Source organism: Mycobacterium sp., from assembly GCF_032162605.1.
Classification (GTDB): Bacteria; Actinomycetota; Actinomycetes; order Mycobacteriales; family Mycobacteriaceae; genus Mycobacterium.
In genome coordinates this window covers 1-15,153 of the sequence record NZ_JAVROT010000171.1, presented here as the reverse complement: position 1 = coordinate 15,153, position 15,153 = coordinate 1, and the positions used below count along the sequence as shown (strand labels likewise).

Annotated in this window: 17 protein-coding genes and 1 pseudogene; 12 read left to right on the top strand and 6 right to left on the bottom strand. The window is 68.1% G+C overall.

Annotation, left to right across the window (positions count from 1 at the left end; translation table 11 throughout):
• Nucleotides 1-108: 108 nt before the first annotated feature.
• The 7 genes and pseudogenes from QOI01_RS10410 (at nucleotide 109) to QOI01_RS10380 (ending at nucleotide 3,670) form a co-directional block, all read left to right on the top strand.
• Nucleotides 109-846, top strand: a complete 738-nt coding sequence (locus QOI01_RS10410; protein WP_526380546.1) for an acyltransferase — start codon at nucleotides 109-111, stop codon at nucleotides 844-846.
• 224 nt (nucleotides 847-1,070) lie between these two features.
• Nucleotides 1,071-1,484, top strand: a pseudogene (locus tag QOI01_RS10405) (adenylate/guanylate cyclase domain-containing protein); the annotation flags it as partial.
• Nucleotides 1,464-1,973: an AAA family ATPase gene (locus QOI01_RS10400; protein ID WP_526380616.1), complete on the top strand. Its 510-nt coding sequence runs from the start codon at nucleotides 1,464-1,466 to the stop codon at nucleotides 1,971-1,973. The pseudogene QOI01_RS10405 and the gene QOI01_RS10400, both read left to right, overlap by 21 nt.
• A gap of 47 nt (nucleotides 1,974-2,020) precedes the next feature.
• On the top strand, nucleotides 2,021-2,200 hold the full coding sequence (locus tag QOI01_RS10395; protein ID WP_526380544.1) for a hypothetical protein: 180 nt from the start codon (nucleotides 2,021-2,023) through the stop codon (nucleotides 2,198-2,200).
• Nucleotides 2,197-2,925 carry a hypothetical protein gene (locus tag QOI01_RS10390; RefSeq protein WP_526380542.1) on the top strand — a complete coding sequence of 243 codons (729 nt, stop codon included), beginning with the start codon at nucleotides 2,197-2,199 and terminating at the stop codon, nucleotides 2,923-2,925. Before QOI01_RS10395 ends, QOI01_RS10390 begins: the two co-directional genes overlap by 4 nt.
• The gene (locus tag QOI01_RS10385; RefSeq protein WP_526380540.1) at nucleotides 2,922-3,389 is read left to right on the top strand and encodes a hypothetical protein; all 468 of its coding nucleotides are present in this window, start codon (nucleotides 2,922-2,924) and stop codon (nucleotides 3,387-3,389) included. The genes QOI01_RS10390 and QOI01_RS10385 overlap by 4 nt, the downstream gene beginning before the upstream one ends.
• The gene (locus QOI01_RS10380; RefSeq protein WP_526380538.1) at nucleotides 3,386-3,670 is read left to right on the top strand and encodes a hypothetical protein; all 285 of its coding nucleotides are present in this window, start codon (nucleotides 3,386-3,388) and stop codon (nucleotides 3,668-3,670) included. The genes QOI01_RS10385 and QOI01_RS10380 overlap by 4 nt, the downstream gene beginning before the upstream one ends.
• 1 nt (nucleotide 3,671) lies before the next feature.
• Here QOI01_RS10380 and QOI01_RS10375 read toward each other — a convergent pair whose 3' ends face one another.
• The 6 genes from QOI01_RS10375 to QOI01_RS10350 all read right to left on the bottom strand — a co-directional run bounded on the left by QOI01_RS10375 (nucleotide 3,672) and on the right by QOI01_RS10350 (nucleotide 10,861).
• Nucleotides 3,672-4,436: an ArsR/SmtB family transcription factor gene (locus tag QOI01_RS10375; protein ID WP_526380536.1), complete on the bottom strand. Its 765-nt coding sequence runs from the start codon at nucleotides 4,434-4,436 to the stop codon at nucleotides 3,672-3,674.
• Entirely contained in the window at nucleotides 4,429-5,841 is a 1,413-nt protein-coding gene (locus tag QOI01_RS10370; protein ID WP_526380534.1) for an MFS transporter, read from the bottom strand. The genes QOI01_RS10375 and QOI01_RS10370 overlap by 8 nt, the downstream gene beginning before the upstream one ends.
• Before the next feature lie 54 nt (nucleotides 5,842-5,895).
• Nucleotides 5,896-7,152 carry a diaminopimelate decarboxylase gene (gene lysA / locus QOI01_RS10365; RefSeq protein WP_526380532.1) on the bottom strand — a complete coding sequence of 419 codons (1,257 nt, stop codon included), beginning with the start codon at nucleotides 7,150-7,152 and terminating at the stop codon, nucleotides 5,896-5,898.
• Between the two features lie 5 nt (nucleotides 7,153-7,157).
• The gene (locus QOI01_RS10360; protein WP_526380614.1) at nucleotides 7,158-8,411 is read right to left on the bottom strand and encodes a glycosyltransferase family 4 protein; all 1,254 of its coding nucleotides are present in this window, start codon (nucleotides 8,409-8,411) and stop codon (nucleotides 7,158-7,160) included.
• Nucleotides 8,412-8,510: 99 nt separating this feature from the next.
• Complete coding sequence (locus QOI01_RS10355) at nucleotides 8,511-10,076, bottom strand: 1,4-alpha-glucan branching protein domain-containing protein (RefSeq protein ID WP_526380530.1); 1,566 nt, start codon at nucleotides 10,074-10,076, stop codon at nucleotides 8,511-8,513.
• Nucleotides 10,073-10,861 (bottom strand): class I SAM-dependent methyltransferase, encoded by a 789-nt coding sequence (locus QOI01_RS10350; RefSeq protein WP_526380528.1) that lies wholly within the window; start codon nucleotides 10,859-10,861, stop codon nucleotides 10,073-10,075. Before QOI01_RS10350 ends, QOI01_RS10355 begins: the two co-directional genes overlap by 4 nt.
• A 208-nt stretch (nucleotides 10,862-11,069) precedes the next feature.
• Between QOI01_RS10350 and QOI01_RS10345 the strand changes: the two genes are divergently transcribed.
• The 5 genes from QOI01_RS10345 to QOI01_RS10325 all read left to right on the top strand — a co-directional run.
• Nucleotides 11,070-11,864 (top strand): electron transfer flavoprotein subunit beta/FixA family protein, encoded by a 795-nt coding sequence (locus tag QOI01_RS10345; protein WP_526380526.1) that lies wholly within the window; start codon nucleotides 11,070-11,072, stop codon nucleotides 11,862-11,864.
• A 57-nt stretch (nucleotides 11,865-11,921) separates the two neighbouring features.
• The gene (locus tag QOI01_RS10340; RefSeq protein WP_526380524.1) at nucleotides 11,922-12,878 is read left to right on the top strand and encodes an electron transfer flavoprotein subunit alpha/FixB family protein; all 957 of its coding nucleotides are present in this window, start codon (nucleotides 11,922-11,924) and stop codon (nucleotides 12,876-12,878) included.
• A gap of 66 nt (nucleotides 12,879-12,944) precedes the next feature.
• Entirely contained in the window at nucleotides 12,945-13,109 is a 165-nt protein-coding gene (locus QOI01_RS10335; RefSeq protein ID WP_526380522.1) for a hypothetical protein, read from the top strand.
• Nucleotides 13,110-13,357: 248 nt separating this feature from the next.
• Nucleotides 13,358-14,101, top strand: a complete 744-nt coding sequence (locus QOI01_RS10330) for an SDR family oxidoreductase (protein ID WP_526380520.1) — start codon at nucleotides 13,358-13,360, stop codon at nucleotides 14,099-14,101.
• A gap of 68 nt (nucleotides 14,102-14,169) precedes the next feature.
• Nucleotides 14,170-15,153: FGGY family carbohydrate kinase (locus QOI01_RS10325; protein ID WP_526380518.1), on the top strand; the 984-nt coding region annotated here is incomplete at its 3' end.

Genomic DNA, 15,153 nt, shown 5'->3' with positions numbered 1-15,153 from the left:
GTTCCAGGAGCAGGCATCGAGTCCCGAGACTATCCCGACCCCGTTCGGTAAGGCAGGAGCGGAGCAACCCGGAATGTCGCCCGAAGTCCTCTTGTAGGCTCATCCGCCATGACCACGATGTGGGGCGCCCCGATTCACCAGCGTTGGCGCGGCTCGCGACTCCGTGACCCGCGGCAGGCCAAGTTCCTCACGCTGGCGTCGCTGAAGTGGGTGCTCGCGAACAAGGCGTACACACCGTGGTACCTGGTTCGCTACTACCGGCTGCTGAAGTTCAAGCTCGCCAACCCGCACGTCATCACCCGCGGCATGGTGTTCCTCGGCAAGGGCGTGGAGATCCAGGCCACCCCCGAGATGTCCCAGCTGGAGATCGGACGCTGGGTTCACATCGGCGACAAGAACACCATCCGCTGCCACGAGGGTTCGCTCCGCATCGGCGACAAGGTGGTCCTCGGCCGTGACAACGTCATCAACACCTACCTCGACATCGAAATCGGGGACTCCGTGCTGATGGCCGACTGGTGCTACATCTGCGACTTCGACCACAAGATGGACAGCATCGAGCTGCCGATCAAGGACCAGGGCATCGTCAAGAGTCCGGTTCGGATCGGCCCCGACACCTGGGTCGCGACCAAGGTGACGGTGCTCCGGGGTACCTCCGTCGGGCGCGGCTGCGTGCTCGGCTCGCACGCCGTGGTCAAGGGCGAGGTGCCCGACTTCTCGATCGCGGTGGGCGCTCCCGCGAAGGTCGTCAAGAACCGCAAGCTGGCGTGGGAGACATCGGCTGCCGAGCGCGCCGAGCTGGCCGCGGCGCTGGCCGACATCGAGCGCAAGAAGGCGTCTCGGTAGACACCCAACGGCATGTTCGGCCGCGGCATCTCTGCCGTAGTGCCACGATATTGTCGTGAACGACGGTGGGGGACCGGCGGCTCCGTGCAGTTGCCAGACCCGCGGGTACGAAAGTGCGTGCCGATGCGCGATTCTGCGACGGCTGCGGTGCGCGGATCTTGCCGGAGTGCGCGCGGGCCGAATACAAGCAGGTGACGGTCCTGTTCGCCGACGTGGTGCACTCGATGGACCTCGCGGCCGCGGTGGGTGCGGAACGACTGCGCGAGATCATGGCCGAGTTGTTCAACCGCTCGTCGGCGGTGGTGCAACGCCTCGGCGGTACGGTGGACAAGTTCACCGGCGACGGTGTGATGGCCGTGCTCGGCGCGCCAATTGCGCTGGAGGATCCTGCCTTGCGGGCCTGCCTGGCGGCACTCGACATCCAGCGGTAGGCGCAGCACATCGTTACGGATGTAGACCGGCGCGACCACGGTCTGTCACCGCAAGTGCGAGTCGGATTGAACTCCGGAGAAGTGATCGCTGGTGAAATCGGCTCTGGACCAATGATTTACACCGCCATCGGAGAGCAGGTGGGGTTGGCGCAGCGGATGGAGTCGGTCGCACCGCCAGGCGGAGTGATGCTGAGTGATTCCACTGTGCGACTTGTCCGCGACGCGGTCGTGCTGAGCGAGCCGGAAAGCATTCACATCAAGGGTTCGCCGTCACTCGTGACCGCCCGCCGCTTGCTCGCTGTCGCCCGTACGGGCGGCCCCGTGGCCCGAAATGTATCGATCCTGGTGGGCCGCGACTGGGAGGTGAGCACCTTCGAGGCCATGCTCAACCAGTCGATCAACGGCAAGGGTCGCATCGTCGGCCTGGTTGGGCCGCCAGGAATTGGCAAGAGCCGCTTGGCAGGTGAGATCACGTCGCTCGCCGCGAACCGGTCCTTCCAGGTGTTCTCGACGCAATGCGAATCGCACACGAGCGCTTGGACCGCTCGATGTTTTGGAATCGACGGCATCGGCAGCCGAGCTCTCGGGCCTGACGACTCGGTCGCCGGGCTGGTCGCGCAGGTCGCTGAACGGCCGCAGGCAACCCGTTCTTCGCGGAAGAACTCGTCCGGGATCTCGCCGAAAGAGGCGTACTAACAGGGAAACCAGGCGGCTACGTGTGTCACGGTGACACCACGGTGCGAGTGCCGGCATCGCTGCAAGCCACCATCGCCGCCCGTATCGACCGGCTCGGACCCACTGCCAAGCGCACGTTGAACGCCGCTGCGGTGATCGGTTCGCAATTCGACGCGGGCTCACTGGCCTGCCTGGTGGATGCCATCAACGTCGCCGAGGCGACGACCGCCGAGCGATCGATCAGGTGACGTTTGCCACCAACGCCGAGTACGCGTTCCGTCACCCCTTGATTCGGACGGTGGCCTACGAATCGCAGCTGAGATCCGATCGGGCGGACTTGCACCGCAGGCTCGCAGCGGCGATCGAAGAACGGGATGGAGACGCGGGCGATGCGAACGCGGCATCGATCGCCCAGCACCTCGACGCGGCAGGCGACCTGCAGGCCGCATACGGATGGCACATGCGCGGGGGGACGTGGGCGCTGTACCGCGGCGTGAGGGCGGCTCGCACGAATTGGCAACGGGCAAGCGAGGTTGCCGACCACCTCGACGCCGATGACCCGAACAGAACCGCGATGCGCATCGCACCGCGCATGGCGCTGTGTGTCAGCGCGTTCAGATTCAGCGGGAGCGTCGAGGATCTCGGCTTCGACGAGCTGCGGGAGCTCTGCACCTCCGCTGGCGACAGCATCTCGCTGGCTTTCGGCATGGTGGGAATGCTGACCGGGCTGATCTTTCACAGTCGGTATCGTGACGCTGCACGTGTCGCATCGGAGTGCAGCACGCTGCTGGAGTCGATGGCCGATCACTCGCTGCCGCTCTCGCTGTTTGCAGCCACGAGCAATGCCCTGGTCCAAGCAGGGGAGATGACCGAGGGTTTGCGTTTGGCTCAGCGTGCGATCGAGCTGGCCGACGGAGATCCCGCGGGGACAGCACGATCGTCGGCTCGCCGCTGGCGATCGCCTATGGGTTGAGTGGTATCAGCCGCCTTGCGTTGGGCATGCCGAAGTGGCGCGACGACCTCGACCGCGCAACGACGATCGCCAAATCCGTCGATCTGACGTCGCACGTCGCGGGGATCTTGTTGAAGTACGTCATCGCCGTGGACGTCGGCGGATTGCGATCCGACGCGACCGCGCTGGCCGAGACGGCGGAAGCGCTGGAAGCTGCGGAGCGGTGTGGCGACGACTTCTCGCTCGATTCGGCCCGGCTGGTTCGTGGACTGGTGCTCGTCAACTCAGACGGTGCCCACCGCTCCACGGATCTGCACCTCGTGAACCAGTATCGGGACGCGTGCATGCGCCGCGGCCACGCCACGAATGCGGTGCGATGGGTGGACGTCGAGAATGCCAGGGAGAGCGCCGAAGTCGGGGATCTCGACGGTGCCATCGAAACGGCCGGACGGCGGTCGACTTCCTCTACGGATCAGGTGACATGACGACGCTCCGGTCTGCCGTGACAGTCCTGGTCGAGTTGCTCATCCGACGTGGCGGCGGGCGCGATCTGGCAGAGGCCAGGGCCGTAATCGAGCGACTCGCCGCGGTACCCACGGACGCTGGCTTCGTCCGTAACGAATTGCCGCTGCACCGATTGCGCGCACTGCTGGCTCGGGCCGACGGCGACGAGGTGGTTTACCGCCACCACCTCGACCAGTACCGAAGCATGGCAACGACACTCGGGTTCGAGGGGCATATGGCCATCGCAGCGGCGATGGACTGAATCAGTTCGGCCAGTCCACTCCGAAGCAATTGGCGAGCGTCGTCCGGCCACGGTCGGTCACCGCGACGGCGCGCCCGCGCGGAGCCCGCTTCACCCACCCGGCCGACAGAAAGCGATCGAGTACGGCGCGGCCGAGACCACCGGACAGGTGGTGGCTCTGCTCGGTCCAGTCGATGCAGTAGCGGATGAGTGGCCTCGAGCCCGACGGCAGTTCGACGCCGACGTCGGCGAGGAACGCGCTCCCCGCGGCCGAGAGTCGGTAGTCGACGTCGTGGCCGTGGTTGCTCAACGTGTCGTGGCGGTGCCGCTGCGGGTCGTAGTGACCGTCGCCGCCGACCAGTACGTCACGGTCCAGCAGGCTGCCCATGAGGGCGACGCCCAGTTTGCCCGCGAAGTGGTCGTAGCAGGTGCGGGCCGACCGCAGACGCGCGGCGCTGGTGCCCTCCCGCAGTGACCGGACGGGCCGGGACGGCGCCAGCTGCCCCAGCCGTTCCAGGAGTTCGGCGACCTCGACGCCCGCGAGCCGGTAGTACCGGTGCCTGCCGTGGGACTGCACCGTCAGCAACCCGGCATCGGTCAGCTTGCCGAGGTGGCTGCTGGCGGTCGACCGGCTCACTCCCGCTTCGTCGGCGAGCACGCTGGCGGGAAGGGCTCTGCCGTCGTCCAGCGCGAGCAGCACCTTGCACCGGGCCGGATCGGCCAGCAGCGACGCTAGAGCGGCGATATCGGCGTCACCGGTTGCTGGCAGATCGGCGGGTTCACGCATGACAATCCTCCTTCGTCGGCACGGCGGCCCGTCGCGCCGCCCTCGCGTACCGCAGAACCAGAACGGCGCCGACGGTCTCGACGATGCCACCCGTCAGCACGGCCGCGCGCGCACCCTCGGTGAACGCGGCGCCGGAGTCCGAATCCCCGCTCACGATCGCCAGCACCGTGCCCATCACGGCGATGCCAACGGTGATACCCACCAACCGGGCGAGGTTCACCACACCGGAGGCCAGCCCCGCCCGGTCGGACGTGACGGCCGACAACGCAAAGCCCACCGCGGGACCGGTGTTGAACGCCAGGCCCGCGCCGGCCAGGACGAACGCCGTCTGCAGCATCGGCAGGTCGGCGTCCGGACCCACACCCGCATACAGGAACATGCCCGCGCCCATGGCCAGCAGGCCGACCGTCATCGGCAGGCGGGGTCCCGCGCGGCGCGCGATGGCGTTCACCACGGGGACCAACGCCAGGTAGACCAGCGGCATCGGCAGGAACTGAATCGCCGTCGCCAGTGCGCTGGCGCCCCGCTGTTGTTGGAACGCAAGGCTGTTGACGAACAACATGCCGTAGGTGCCGAACGTCATCGCGAAGGTCGCCACGAGGGCAACCTTCAACTGCCGGTTGCCGAAGAACTCGGGTGGGACCATCGCGTCGGTGACCCGGCGTTGCGACCACACGAACGCGGCGCAGGAAGTCACGACGAGAACGGCCAGCAACGCTGCCCACACGGGCCCCAGCGTGCGGCCCTCCACCAGGACGAAGGTCAGACTGCCGAGCGCCATGACGGCCAACGCCTGGCCGCGCAGATCGGTCCCGGCCGGCCGGGGGTTGCGCGATTCCGGCAGGTAGCGCAGCGACATCGCCAACGCGAGAAGGCAGACGGGCCCGTTGAGCCAGAAGATGAACCGCCAGCCCGCCGTGTCGGTGAGGACGCCGCCGATGACCGGCCCGAGCGCTGCACTCGACGCGGCAGTGGCCGCCCACGCCGCGGTCGCCCGCGAGCGCCCGGCCGCCCCGGGGAACGCAGCCGAGGCAATGGCGAGACCCTGCGGCAGCATGACGGCGGCGGCAACGCCCTGGGCCGCGCGGGCGGCCAGCAGGATGCCGAGGCTGGGCGCCAGCGCGCAGGCCACCGACGTGCCGATGAATGCGATCAGGCCGAGGCGCAGCATCCGGCGTCGGCCGAACCGGTCGCCAAGCGAGCCTGCGGTCAGCAGCACGGCCGCGAACGTGACGTTGTAGGCGTCGGTGGTCCATTGGACGCCGGACACGCCGCCACCGAGGTCGGCTCGGATGGCGGGCAGCGCCAGGTTGACGGCGTTGCTGTCGATGAGCCCGGCGAAGAGTCCCAGGTATGCCGCGGCAAGGGTGGCGACGGTGGATCGCTCGGAAGCACGAATGGCCATGTCCGCACGCTATGGCCGGAATGATTCGACGCCGGACGAACTATTCGTGGGCGGTCAGGTCACGTCACGGATCAGCAGGTCATCCCAGGTGTCACGACGGACGATCAGGCGTGCGGTCCCGCCGGTCACGAACACCACGGGGATGCGGCGGGCACCGTTGTACTGGTTGGACATGGTGTAGCAGTAGGCGCCGGTGACCGGCACGGCCACCAGGTCGCCGACCACCGGATCCGCCAACGCGACACCGTCGATCAGCTGGTCGCCGGACTCGCAGTGCCGCCCGACCAGGTTGACCGCAGTGCCGCCACCCACGCGGTCGACGATCGTGGCTTCGAAGCGCTGTCCGTACAGCGACACCTCCATGTTGTCGCCCATTCCGCCGTCGACGGCGACGTGGGTGAGCTCACCGCGCTTCACGGTCGTCACGCGGTAGACGGTGCACGCCGCGCTCGCCACCATGCTGCGGCCCGGCTCGACGATGACACGGCTGCCGGCAGGGAGCAGCGCGTCGGCCGCGGCGACCATCGCCTCGGCGTACTGCGCCAGCGTGGGCGGCCGCTCGTCGTAGGTGTAGCGCACCCCGAGGCCGCCACCCAGGTCGTAGACGTCGAACGTGCCCATTGTGGCGAGCGGCGCGACGGCTGCCGCCAGCTGATCGACGTTGAGCAGTTGCGAACCGACGTGGGTGTGCAGGCCGTCGCAGCGCAGCCCGCCGATGCGTCCGATGCGGGCGATCGCGGCCCGGGCGTCGTCGGGCATCAGGCCGAACTTGGAGCCGACGTGACCGGTCGCGACGGACGCATGCGTGGTGGCTTCGACACCGGGGATCACCCGGACCAGGCACGGCTGCACGTGTCCGGGCGGCACGATGCGCTCCAACCGGTCGATGTCGTCGAAGTTGTCGACGACGATGAGCCCGACGCCGTGGCGTACCGCGAGTTCGAGTTCCTCGTCGGTCTTGGCGTTGCCATGCAGCACCAGTCGCGCCGGGTCGGCCCCGGCGGCGAGCGCGGTGACGATCTCACCGCCGCCCGCGACGTCGAGGTGCAGGTGTTCCTCGGCCATCAGTCGCTGAACGGCGGTGCAGGGGAAGGACTTCGACGCGAAGGCCACGTCGGATCGCGGTCGGCGGCTTCGGAACTCGTGCAGATACTCGCGGGCCCTGCTGCGCAGCGCGCCCTCGTCGACCACCAGAACCGGGGTGCCGAATTCTGCCGCCAGGTCGTCGAGACGGCAGCCGCCGACGACCAGGGTGCCGTCGCCGTCGGTGTGGGTTCCCGGCGGGAACAGGTCCAGGACGTCGTCGCTCATCGGTGTCAGCCCCGGTCCGGGAGCGCGTGCTCGACGATCACGCGTCGGCGGTGGGGTTCACGCTCGCGGCGCTTCGCGGTGAGATAGACCTGAGCGGTTTCGGCGGCCACCGTATGCCAGTCGAAGTCGGAGTTCAGGCGTTGACGCGCGGTCGTGGCGCGACGCTGAGCGGCGGCCGGATCGTCGAGCGTCGCCCGCACCGCGGTGGCCAGGGCAGCGATGTCGTGGGGCGGGAACGACATTCCCGTCTCGCCGTCGATCACGGCTTCACCGAGGCCGCCGACGTTGGAGGTGACCAGCGGCGCGCCGGTCGCCGCGGCTTCGAGTGCGACGATGCCGAACGGTTCGTAGTGGCTGGGCAGGACGGCGGCGTCGCAGTCGTGCAGCAGAGCGACCAACTGTTCGTGGTCGACCCGTCCGACGAACGTGATCGCCTTGAGCACCTTGTGCTTTCGGGCGTGTTCGAGCAGCCAGTCCAGCTGGGTGCCGTCCCCTGCGATGGTGAGGGTGGTGCCGGGGTGGGTGCGCCGGATGCGGGGTAGTGCTGCAATTGCGTCGTGCACGCCCTTCTCGTACTCCAAGCGGCCCAGGTAAAGCAGCCGTGCCGGACCCTCGTGCGTCTTGCGTCGCGCGAACGGCCATAGGTCCGCGTCGATGCCGTTGCGGATGACACGTGACTCCGACAGGCCTGGCCCGAACAGTTCGGAGATTTCCCCGCCCATCGATGCCGAACACGTGATGAGTGAATCGGATTCGCGCACCAGCCACGCCTCCACGGCGTGCACCTGCCTGCTGATCTTGCCGGACACCCAGCCCGAGTGCCGGCCGGCCTCGGTTGCGTGAATCGTGGAAACCAGTGGCACGTCGAAGTGTTCGGCAAGTGTGATGGCCGGTTGCGCCACCAGCCAGTCGTGCGCGTGCACGACGTCGGGGCACCACGGCTCGGTGGCATACCCGCCCGGGGACCGCAAGCCCAGTCCGGCGCGGACCAGCGAGTGCCCCATCGCCAGCGTCCACGCCATCATGTCGGTGCTGAACTCGAACTCGTGGGGGTCCTCCGCCGCGGCGATCACCCGCACGCCCTCGCTCACGTCGTCGCTCGAGGGGTGTGTGCTCGGGTCGGTGCCCGATGGTCGTCGACTGAGAACCACGACCTCGTGATCGGCCTCGGCGAGTGCGGTGGCGAGGTGATGGACGTGGCGTCCGAGACCGCCGATCACCACCGGCGGGTACTCCCACGACACCATCAGCACCTTCACGACGCGCTCACCAGAGCCCGCGAACGTGCGCGAAGTGCCAACCACGCGCGGCGTGTCGGGTACAGACACGCACGCTCGCGGCAGAAGGAAGGAGGGGGGTCATCGTGGGAGCCGCCTGGCATCGAGGGCGCCGAAGAGACCGTCGGCGCGGTTCCAGGTGGCGGCGAGGAGGTCGGCGTGCTCGCGGCGGCCCGCCGCCAATGCTCCGGCGATCTCCCGCGTGGCGTGCGCGTGCAGGTGAGCGCGGTAGCGCGCGTACTCGGCCGCGGTGTCCTTGCTGACCATGAACGGCCAGTCGCTCGACACGGTGAGCAGCGCTTCCCGCAGGATCTGGTCGGCGACGGTGTCGCGGGGGGTGGGCGCGCCGACCGCCGCGTGCTGCTCGAGGGCCTTGTCCACGGTCGACAGCGCGGTGTCGACCACTTCGGTGTTCAGCGCCACGATGTCGGCAACCTGATCGCCCGACCACACCTGCCAGTCCTTGCCCGAACCCCAAGAGCTGGGCGGCAATTCGACGGGCGCGCCGACGAATCCATCGGCGATCGCGTCGGAGAGCGTGCCGACGCGCACGCCGGCTTCCGGTAGCGCGCGCAGCACCCGCTCGAGCCAGGCCGGCCCCTCGTGCCACCAATGGCCGAACAGTTCGGTGTCGAATGCCGCGACGACGTGAGCGGGTCTGCCGAGCCGCTCGGACTCCGTGCAGAGCCTGCGGCGCACCGTGTCGACGAAGTCGGCCACGTGGACGTCGACGGCGTGATCGGCGCGGTCGGGAACGTAGGGCGCCTTCTCCTCCGACGGCACCGCGCGGCCGGTGACCCTGGCCGGCTTGAGACCCGTGAGGTGGTCGTAGGTGTAGAAGTCGCGGTAGGCGGCATGTCCGGGATAGCCGGACTTCGGTGACCACACCCGGTAACTGACCTGCAGGTCGCGGCCGAAGGCGATGACGCCGGAGTCTCCGACGGGACGACCGAGCGCGGTGTCGCCGTGCAGCGTCGGACCGTCCACCATGAAGTGCGTCACACCGGCTGCGGCGTACTCGCGCTCCAGGCCCGGCGAATAAGCGCACTCCGGCGCCCAGATGCCGCCGGGAACGTGCGCGAATCGCTGCCCGGCGTCGGCAAGGCCCTCGCGCAGTGCGAACTCCCGCAACCGCGGGTGCAGCAACGGCTGGAAGGGATGTGCCAGCGGTCCCCCCAGCAGTTCGATCGCCTCGGCGTCGATGAGCTCGCGAAGCAGAGGGCTCCCTCCGTGGCGCCACTGCGTCGAGAAGTCTTCGAGCGCCTGGCTCGCCTCGTCGTACTCGCGGATGCCGAACGCGCGCAACGCCTCCGGGGCTGCGTAGCCGGTACCGCTGCCACCTCGCCGAACGGCGGCCTCCTGCCCGCGCAGCTGCCAGTTGGCCAACCAGTGGTGCATACCCGTCAGCGAGTACGGGTCGTCGAGTTGGGCGGTGACGACCGGCGTCATCCCGAGGGTGAGAAGGTGGCTGCGGCCCTCTGCGGACAACCTGCGTAGCAGCCCCATCAACGGGAGGTACGCCGCTGCCCAGGACTGATAGAGCCATTCCTCACCGACGGGCCAGCGGCCGTGATGAGCCAGCCACGGTAGGTGGGTGTGCAGGACGAGGGTGAAGAGGCCGGGTACCGGAACCCCGCCCTCCGTCACGGTCGCACCGCGATGGCCACCAGATCCAGGCTCTCATCGATGTCGGGGCTGTTGCGTCCGCCAGTTGCGATCAGGTCGAAGTCCGAGGTGGCGATCGACTCGACGTCGGCCAGCAGGTCGGCGGGCCACGGCGCGTTGGCCAGCGCGCGGGTGATCTGGGCGTCGATGATCGAGCCGCCGTGCTTGGCATCGAGTTCCACCAGTCCGGCGCCGTGGAACACGCCGAGCATCGATTCGACGACGAGACCCGCATCGGTGAGCAGTTCGGTGAGTTCGGCGGCGTTGAGTTCGCGGGTGTGGAACGGGTTGATCGGGGTGTCGCGGCCGGGGGAGAACGTGATGCGGTTGGGCGTCGACATCAGCAGCACGCCGGACGGCCGCAGGACGCGGGCGCACTCGTCGACGAATTGTGCTTGGTCCCAGAGGTGTTCGATCACCTGAAAGTTCACGACGACGTCAACGGCGCCGTCGGGCAACGGCAGCTCGGCGAGGTTTCCGTGCCGCATGTCGACGCGAGGATAACGGGCCCTGACATGGGCCACGGCGGACTCGTCGTAGTCCAGGCCGATGACCCGTCGCGCCACGTTCGCGATCAGGTCGGCGCCATAGCCCTCACCGGAGCCGGCCTCGAGCACGTCGCGCCCTCTGCAGCGATCGGTGAACCGCCGGTACACCACCTCGTGGCGGCGGAACCAGTAGTTCTCCTCTGCCAGGCCGGGGACGGTGCGCTCCCCGGTCAGGGGGAGGACGTCCTCGGACGGCTCGGGACAAGAAAATGCGCTCATTGCCAACGCAGGCTAACGCAGCTATGGCGATTGTCACTGCCTGACCAACGGTTATTCCGTGCAGGGGCAGGGCAGAAGGTTAGACAACACCGGTTATGGTGTTCCTGCGCGCCCCCTGAAGTTACTGGCTAGTAACATGGGGGTCATTGCATGAATCGTGATATGGGCAGGCCGGCTGCGGCCTCATCGAGGAGGACGAACCACACTCATGACGAACATCGTGGTCCTGATCAAACAGGTTCCTGATTACGAGGATCGCCATCTCAACGACGGTGACTGGACACTGGATCGTGCAGGTAGCGACCCGGTCCTGGACGAGATCAACGAGAAGGCCGTCGAGGTCGCGCTCCAGCTCAAGGAGAAGCACGCCGACGCCGACTACAAGGTCGTCGTCCTCACCGCCGGGCCCACGAGCGCCGAGACGGCCATCCGCCGGGCGCTGTCCATGGGGGCCGATTCCGCCTACCACCTGGTCGATGCCGGTCTGGCTGGCTCCGACGTCGTGCAGACGTCCTGGGCGCTCGCCCGGTCGCTCGGCCAGATCGAGGACGTCGGCGTGGTCATCGCGGGAAACGAGACCAGCGACGGTGTCGCCGGTGCGGTCCCGGCCATCCTGGCGCAGTTCCTCGGTCTGCCGCAGTTGACCCACATGCGCTCGTTCGACATCGCCGACGGCAAGGTCACCGGTGAGCGTGAGACCGATGACGGTGTCTTCGGGCTCGAGGCGACGCTGCCTGCGATCATCAGCATCAGCGAGAAGATCGTCGAGGACGCCCGGTTCCCTTCGTTCAAGGGCATCATGGCGGCGAAGAAGAAGCCCGTGGAGAGCCTCACGCTCGCCGGGATCGGCGTCGAGAGCGACGAGGTCGGCGGTGCCACTGCCAGCTCGACCGTGGTGTCGGCCACCCCGAAGCCGCCCAAGACGGCTGGCGAGAAGATCGCCGACGAAGGCGAGGGCGGTAAGCGCATCGCCGAGTACCTCGTGGCGCAGAAGCTTCTTTGACATCCCTGATCTGACCCTGACCCGACCCCACACTTCGTAGAGAGCGACTAAGAGGCAATGGCAGAAGTACTCGTGCTCGCTGAGCACGCTGAAGGCAATTTGAAGAACTCCACCGCGGAGCTCATCACCGCAGCCCGCGCGCTCGGCGAGCCGTCCGCCGTGGTGATCGGCGCCCCCGGCACGGCCGAGAAGCTCGTCGAGGATCTGAAGGCCGCCGGCGCGGCCAAGATCTACGCGGCAGAGTCCGACGTCGTCGAGCAGTACCTGGTCACCCCCAAGGTGGACGTGCTGAACGCGCTGGTCGAGTCGGCGTCGCCGGTGGCTGTGCTGGTCAGCGCCACCGCTGAGGGCAAGGAGATCGCCGGTCGGGTGGCCGCCGAGACCGGCTCCGGTCTTCTGGTCGACGTCATCGGTGTCAAGGAAGGCCCCATCGGCATCCACTCGATCTTCGGTGGTGCGTACACCACCGAGGCGAAGGCCGATGGCGATGCCCCCGCCATCTCGGTGCGCCCGGGCGCGATCGAGGCCGAGCCGGCCCCAGGCGCAGGTGAACTGGTCACCGTCGAGGTGCCCGCTCCCGCCGACAACGCCACCAAGATCACGTCGCGTAAGCCCGCCCAGAAGAGTGCGCGTCCTGAACTGACCGAGGCCAAGATCGTGGTCGCGGGCGGTCGCGGTGTCGGCAGCAAGGAGAACTTCAGCGTCGTCGAGGATCTCGCGGATGCGTTCGGTGCCGCGGTCGGCGCCTCACGCGCCGCCGTCGATTCCGGCTTCTACGAGGGCCAGTTCCAGGTCGGCCAGACCGGTAAGACGGTGTCGCCGCAGCTGTACATCGCCCTCGGCATCTCTGGTGCCATCCAGCACCGCGCGGGCATGCAGACCTCGAAGACGATCGTCGCCGTGAACAAGGACGAAGAAGCGCCGATCTTCGAGATCGCCGACTACGGCATCGTGGGCGACCTGTTCAAGGTCACCCCGCAGCTCACCGAGGCGGTCAAGGCCCGCAAGGGCTGATCGCCCGCCTCAGGATCGACGTGAAACCCCGGCGCACACCTCGTGCGTCGGGGTTTTGCATGGGAGGTGGGTGAGCTGACGAGCAGCGACGACTCCGTGGCTCCGATGCTGCGTGGTAGGGATGCCGAACGACGCGCCCTTGACCAACTCGTCCCGACGGCCCGCTCGGGCGAGAGTCAGGTGCTGGCCCTGCGCGGTGAGGCGGGCATCGGCCACCACCCCTGGAACTAGGGACTACGGACTCTCCAGGGTTCGACGACGCACCCCGCGGTGTGAAGCTCGACGAGTGAGCGAACACACCCTCGAACCGGCGGCCCGGGCGTCCGCCGGTGGGCGCCGAGGCTGGTATGCACACCATCAGGGTTCGGTTTCAACTGCGTTATCCACGATTTCATGATGCTCAACCAGGTCCGCGAGACCGCCGCGGCGGATGCGGCGATCGAGCTGGCCATCAACACACTGAGAATGGCATTCGCACAATGAAAATCACAGTCATCGGGGCAACCGGTCAGGTCGGCTCCACAGTCGTCGAGTTGCTCAGGGCCGAGGGGCACGACGTCGTTGCCGCATCCCGTGGCACGGGCGCCGACGTGCTGACGGGCGCGGGGCTGGCCGAGGCCCTGGCCGGAGCGCAGGTTCTGGTCGACGTGGTCAACTCACCGTCCTTCGAGGACGAGCCGGTGCTGAAGTTCTTCACCGCATCGGCGGCCAACCTCACCGCCGCGGCAAGGGCGGCGGGCGTCGGCCACTACGTCGCCCTCTCGATCGTCGGCGTAGATGGCCTGCCCGACAGTGGCTACATGCGCGCAAAGGTGGTGCAGGAGAGGACGATCACCGACTCGGGACTGCCCTACACGATCGTGCGCGCCACCCAGTTCCAGGAGTTCGCGGAGGCCATCACCGGGTCGCTGGTCGTCGGAGACGAGGTCCGGGCGCCGGACGCCTTGATCCAGCCGGTCGCCGCCGACGACGTCGCGGCCGAGGTTGCCCGCGCGGCGGTCACCGCCCCCGTCAACGGCATCATCGACATCGGTGGCCCGCAGAAGATCTCGTTCGCCGACATGGCCCGTGCGGTGCTCGCCAAACAGAGTGACGACAAGCTCGTCGTCGTCGACCCGGACGCCACCTACTTCGGGACGGCAGTGGCGCAGACCAGCCTCGTCACCGCGGAGGGCGCCACCCTGGCCCCCACGCGCTTCGCCGACTGGCTCGCGGCACGTTAGCCGCCGGGGGTCCGACGATTGACTTGGATCGCCGACCGCAGCCGCCGCACCGGACGTAGGGTTGCGCCGTGGACCTGCTTCTCGGAATCGACATCGGCACCGGGAGCACCAAGGGCGTACTGGTGGACACCGCAGGCGTGGTGCTGGCGTCCGCGACGATCCCGCACGCGATGAGCCTGCCCCGACCCGGTTGGGCGGAGGTCGACGCCCAGTCGACGTGGTGGGGCGAGGTGTGCGAGATCAGTCGCCGCCTGACCGCCGAGATACCGCTCGGGTCCAACCTCGCCGCGGTGTGCGTGAGCGGGGTTGGGCCGTGCCTGGTGCTCTGCGACGACGCGCTGACGCCTCTGCGGCCGGCCATCCTCTACGGTGTCGACACCAGGGCCACCGCCGAAATCCAGTCGCTGACCGATGAATTCGGCGCTGCGGCGATCCTCGAGCGGGCCGGTACGTTGCTGTCTAGTCAAGCCGTCGGGCCCAAGCTGGAATGGGTGCGACGTCACGAGCCCGAAGTGTTCGGGCGCGCGACCGGGTGGTACGGGTCGAACTCCTACATCGCCGCCAAGCTCACCGGGGAGTACGTGCTGGACCACCACACCGCGAGTCAGTGCGATCCGCTGTACGTGACCAGTGAATTCGACTGGAACGTCGAATGGGTGGAGCGAATCTGCGGGCATCTGCCGTTGCCGCGGCTGGTCTGGCCCAGCGAGGTCGTCGGCACCGTCCACGCCGAGGCCGCGGCCGCCACCGGCATCCCGGGGGGCACACCTCTGGTGGCGGGTACGGTCGACGCCTACTCCGAGGCGTTCTCGGTGGGAGTCCGCAACCCCGGTGATCAGATGCTGATGTACGGCTCGACGATGTTCCTGATCCAGGTCATCGACGGGTATTATAGCGACCCGGCCCTGTGGACGACGGCTGGCATCGAACGCGGGACGCTGGCACTGGCGGCGGGTACCTCGACCGCGGGCAGCATGATCGGTTGGCTGCAGACCGTCACCGGCGGTGTGCCGTTCGACGTCCTGATGGCCGAGGCGTCGGCGGTTCCCGCG

What these genes read in the sequence shown, in the direction of transcription:
- QOI01_RS10410 (WP_526380546.1), top strand. Translation starts at nt 109, where the DNA reads ATGACCACGATGTGGGGCGCCCCGATTCACCAGCGTTGGCGCGGCTCG.
- QOI01_RS10400 (WP_526380616.1), top strand. Translation starts at nt 1,464, where the DNA reads ATGCTGAGTGATTCCACTGTGCGACTTGTCCGCGACGCGGTCGTGCTG.
- QOI01_RS10380 (WP_526380538.1), top strand. Translation starts at nt 3,386, where the DNA reads ATGACGACGCTCCGGTCTGCCGTGACAGTCCTGGTCGAGTTGCTCATC.
- QOI01_RS10375 (WP_526380536.1), bottom strand. Translation starts at nt 4,436, where the DNA reads ATGCGTGAACCCGCCGATCTGCCAGCAACCGGTGACGCCGATATCGCC.
- QOI01_RS10370 (WP_526380534.1), bottom strand. Translation starts at nt 5,841, where the DNA reads ATGGCCATTCGTGCTTCCGAGCGATCCACCGTCGCCACCCTTGCCGCG.
- lysA (WP_526380532.1), bottom strand. Translation starts at nt 7,152, where the DNA reads ATGAGCGACGACGTCCTGGACCTGTTCCCGCCGGGAACCCACACCGAC.
- QOI01_RS10350 (WP_526380528.1), bottom strand. Translation starts at nt 10,861, where the DNA reads ATGAGCGCATTTTCTTGTCCCGAGCCGTCCGAGGACGTCCTCCCCCTG.
- QOI01_RS10345 (WP_526380526.1), top strand. Translation starts at nt 11,070, where the DNA reads ATGACGAACATCGTGGTCCTGATCAAACAGGTTCCTGATTACGAGGAT.
- QOI01_RS10340 (WP_526380524.1), top strand. Translation starts at nt 11,922, where the DNA reads ATGGCAGAAGTACTCGTGCTCGCTGAGCACGCTGAAGGCAATTTGAAG.
- QOI01_RS10330 (WP_526380520.1), top strand. Translation starts at nt 13,358, where the DNA reads ATGAAAATCACAGTCATCGGGGCAACCGGTCAGGTCGGCTCCACAGTC.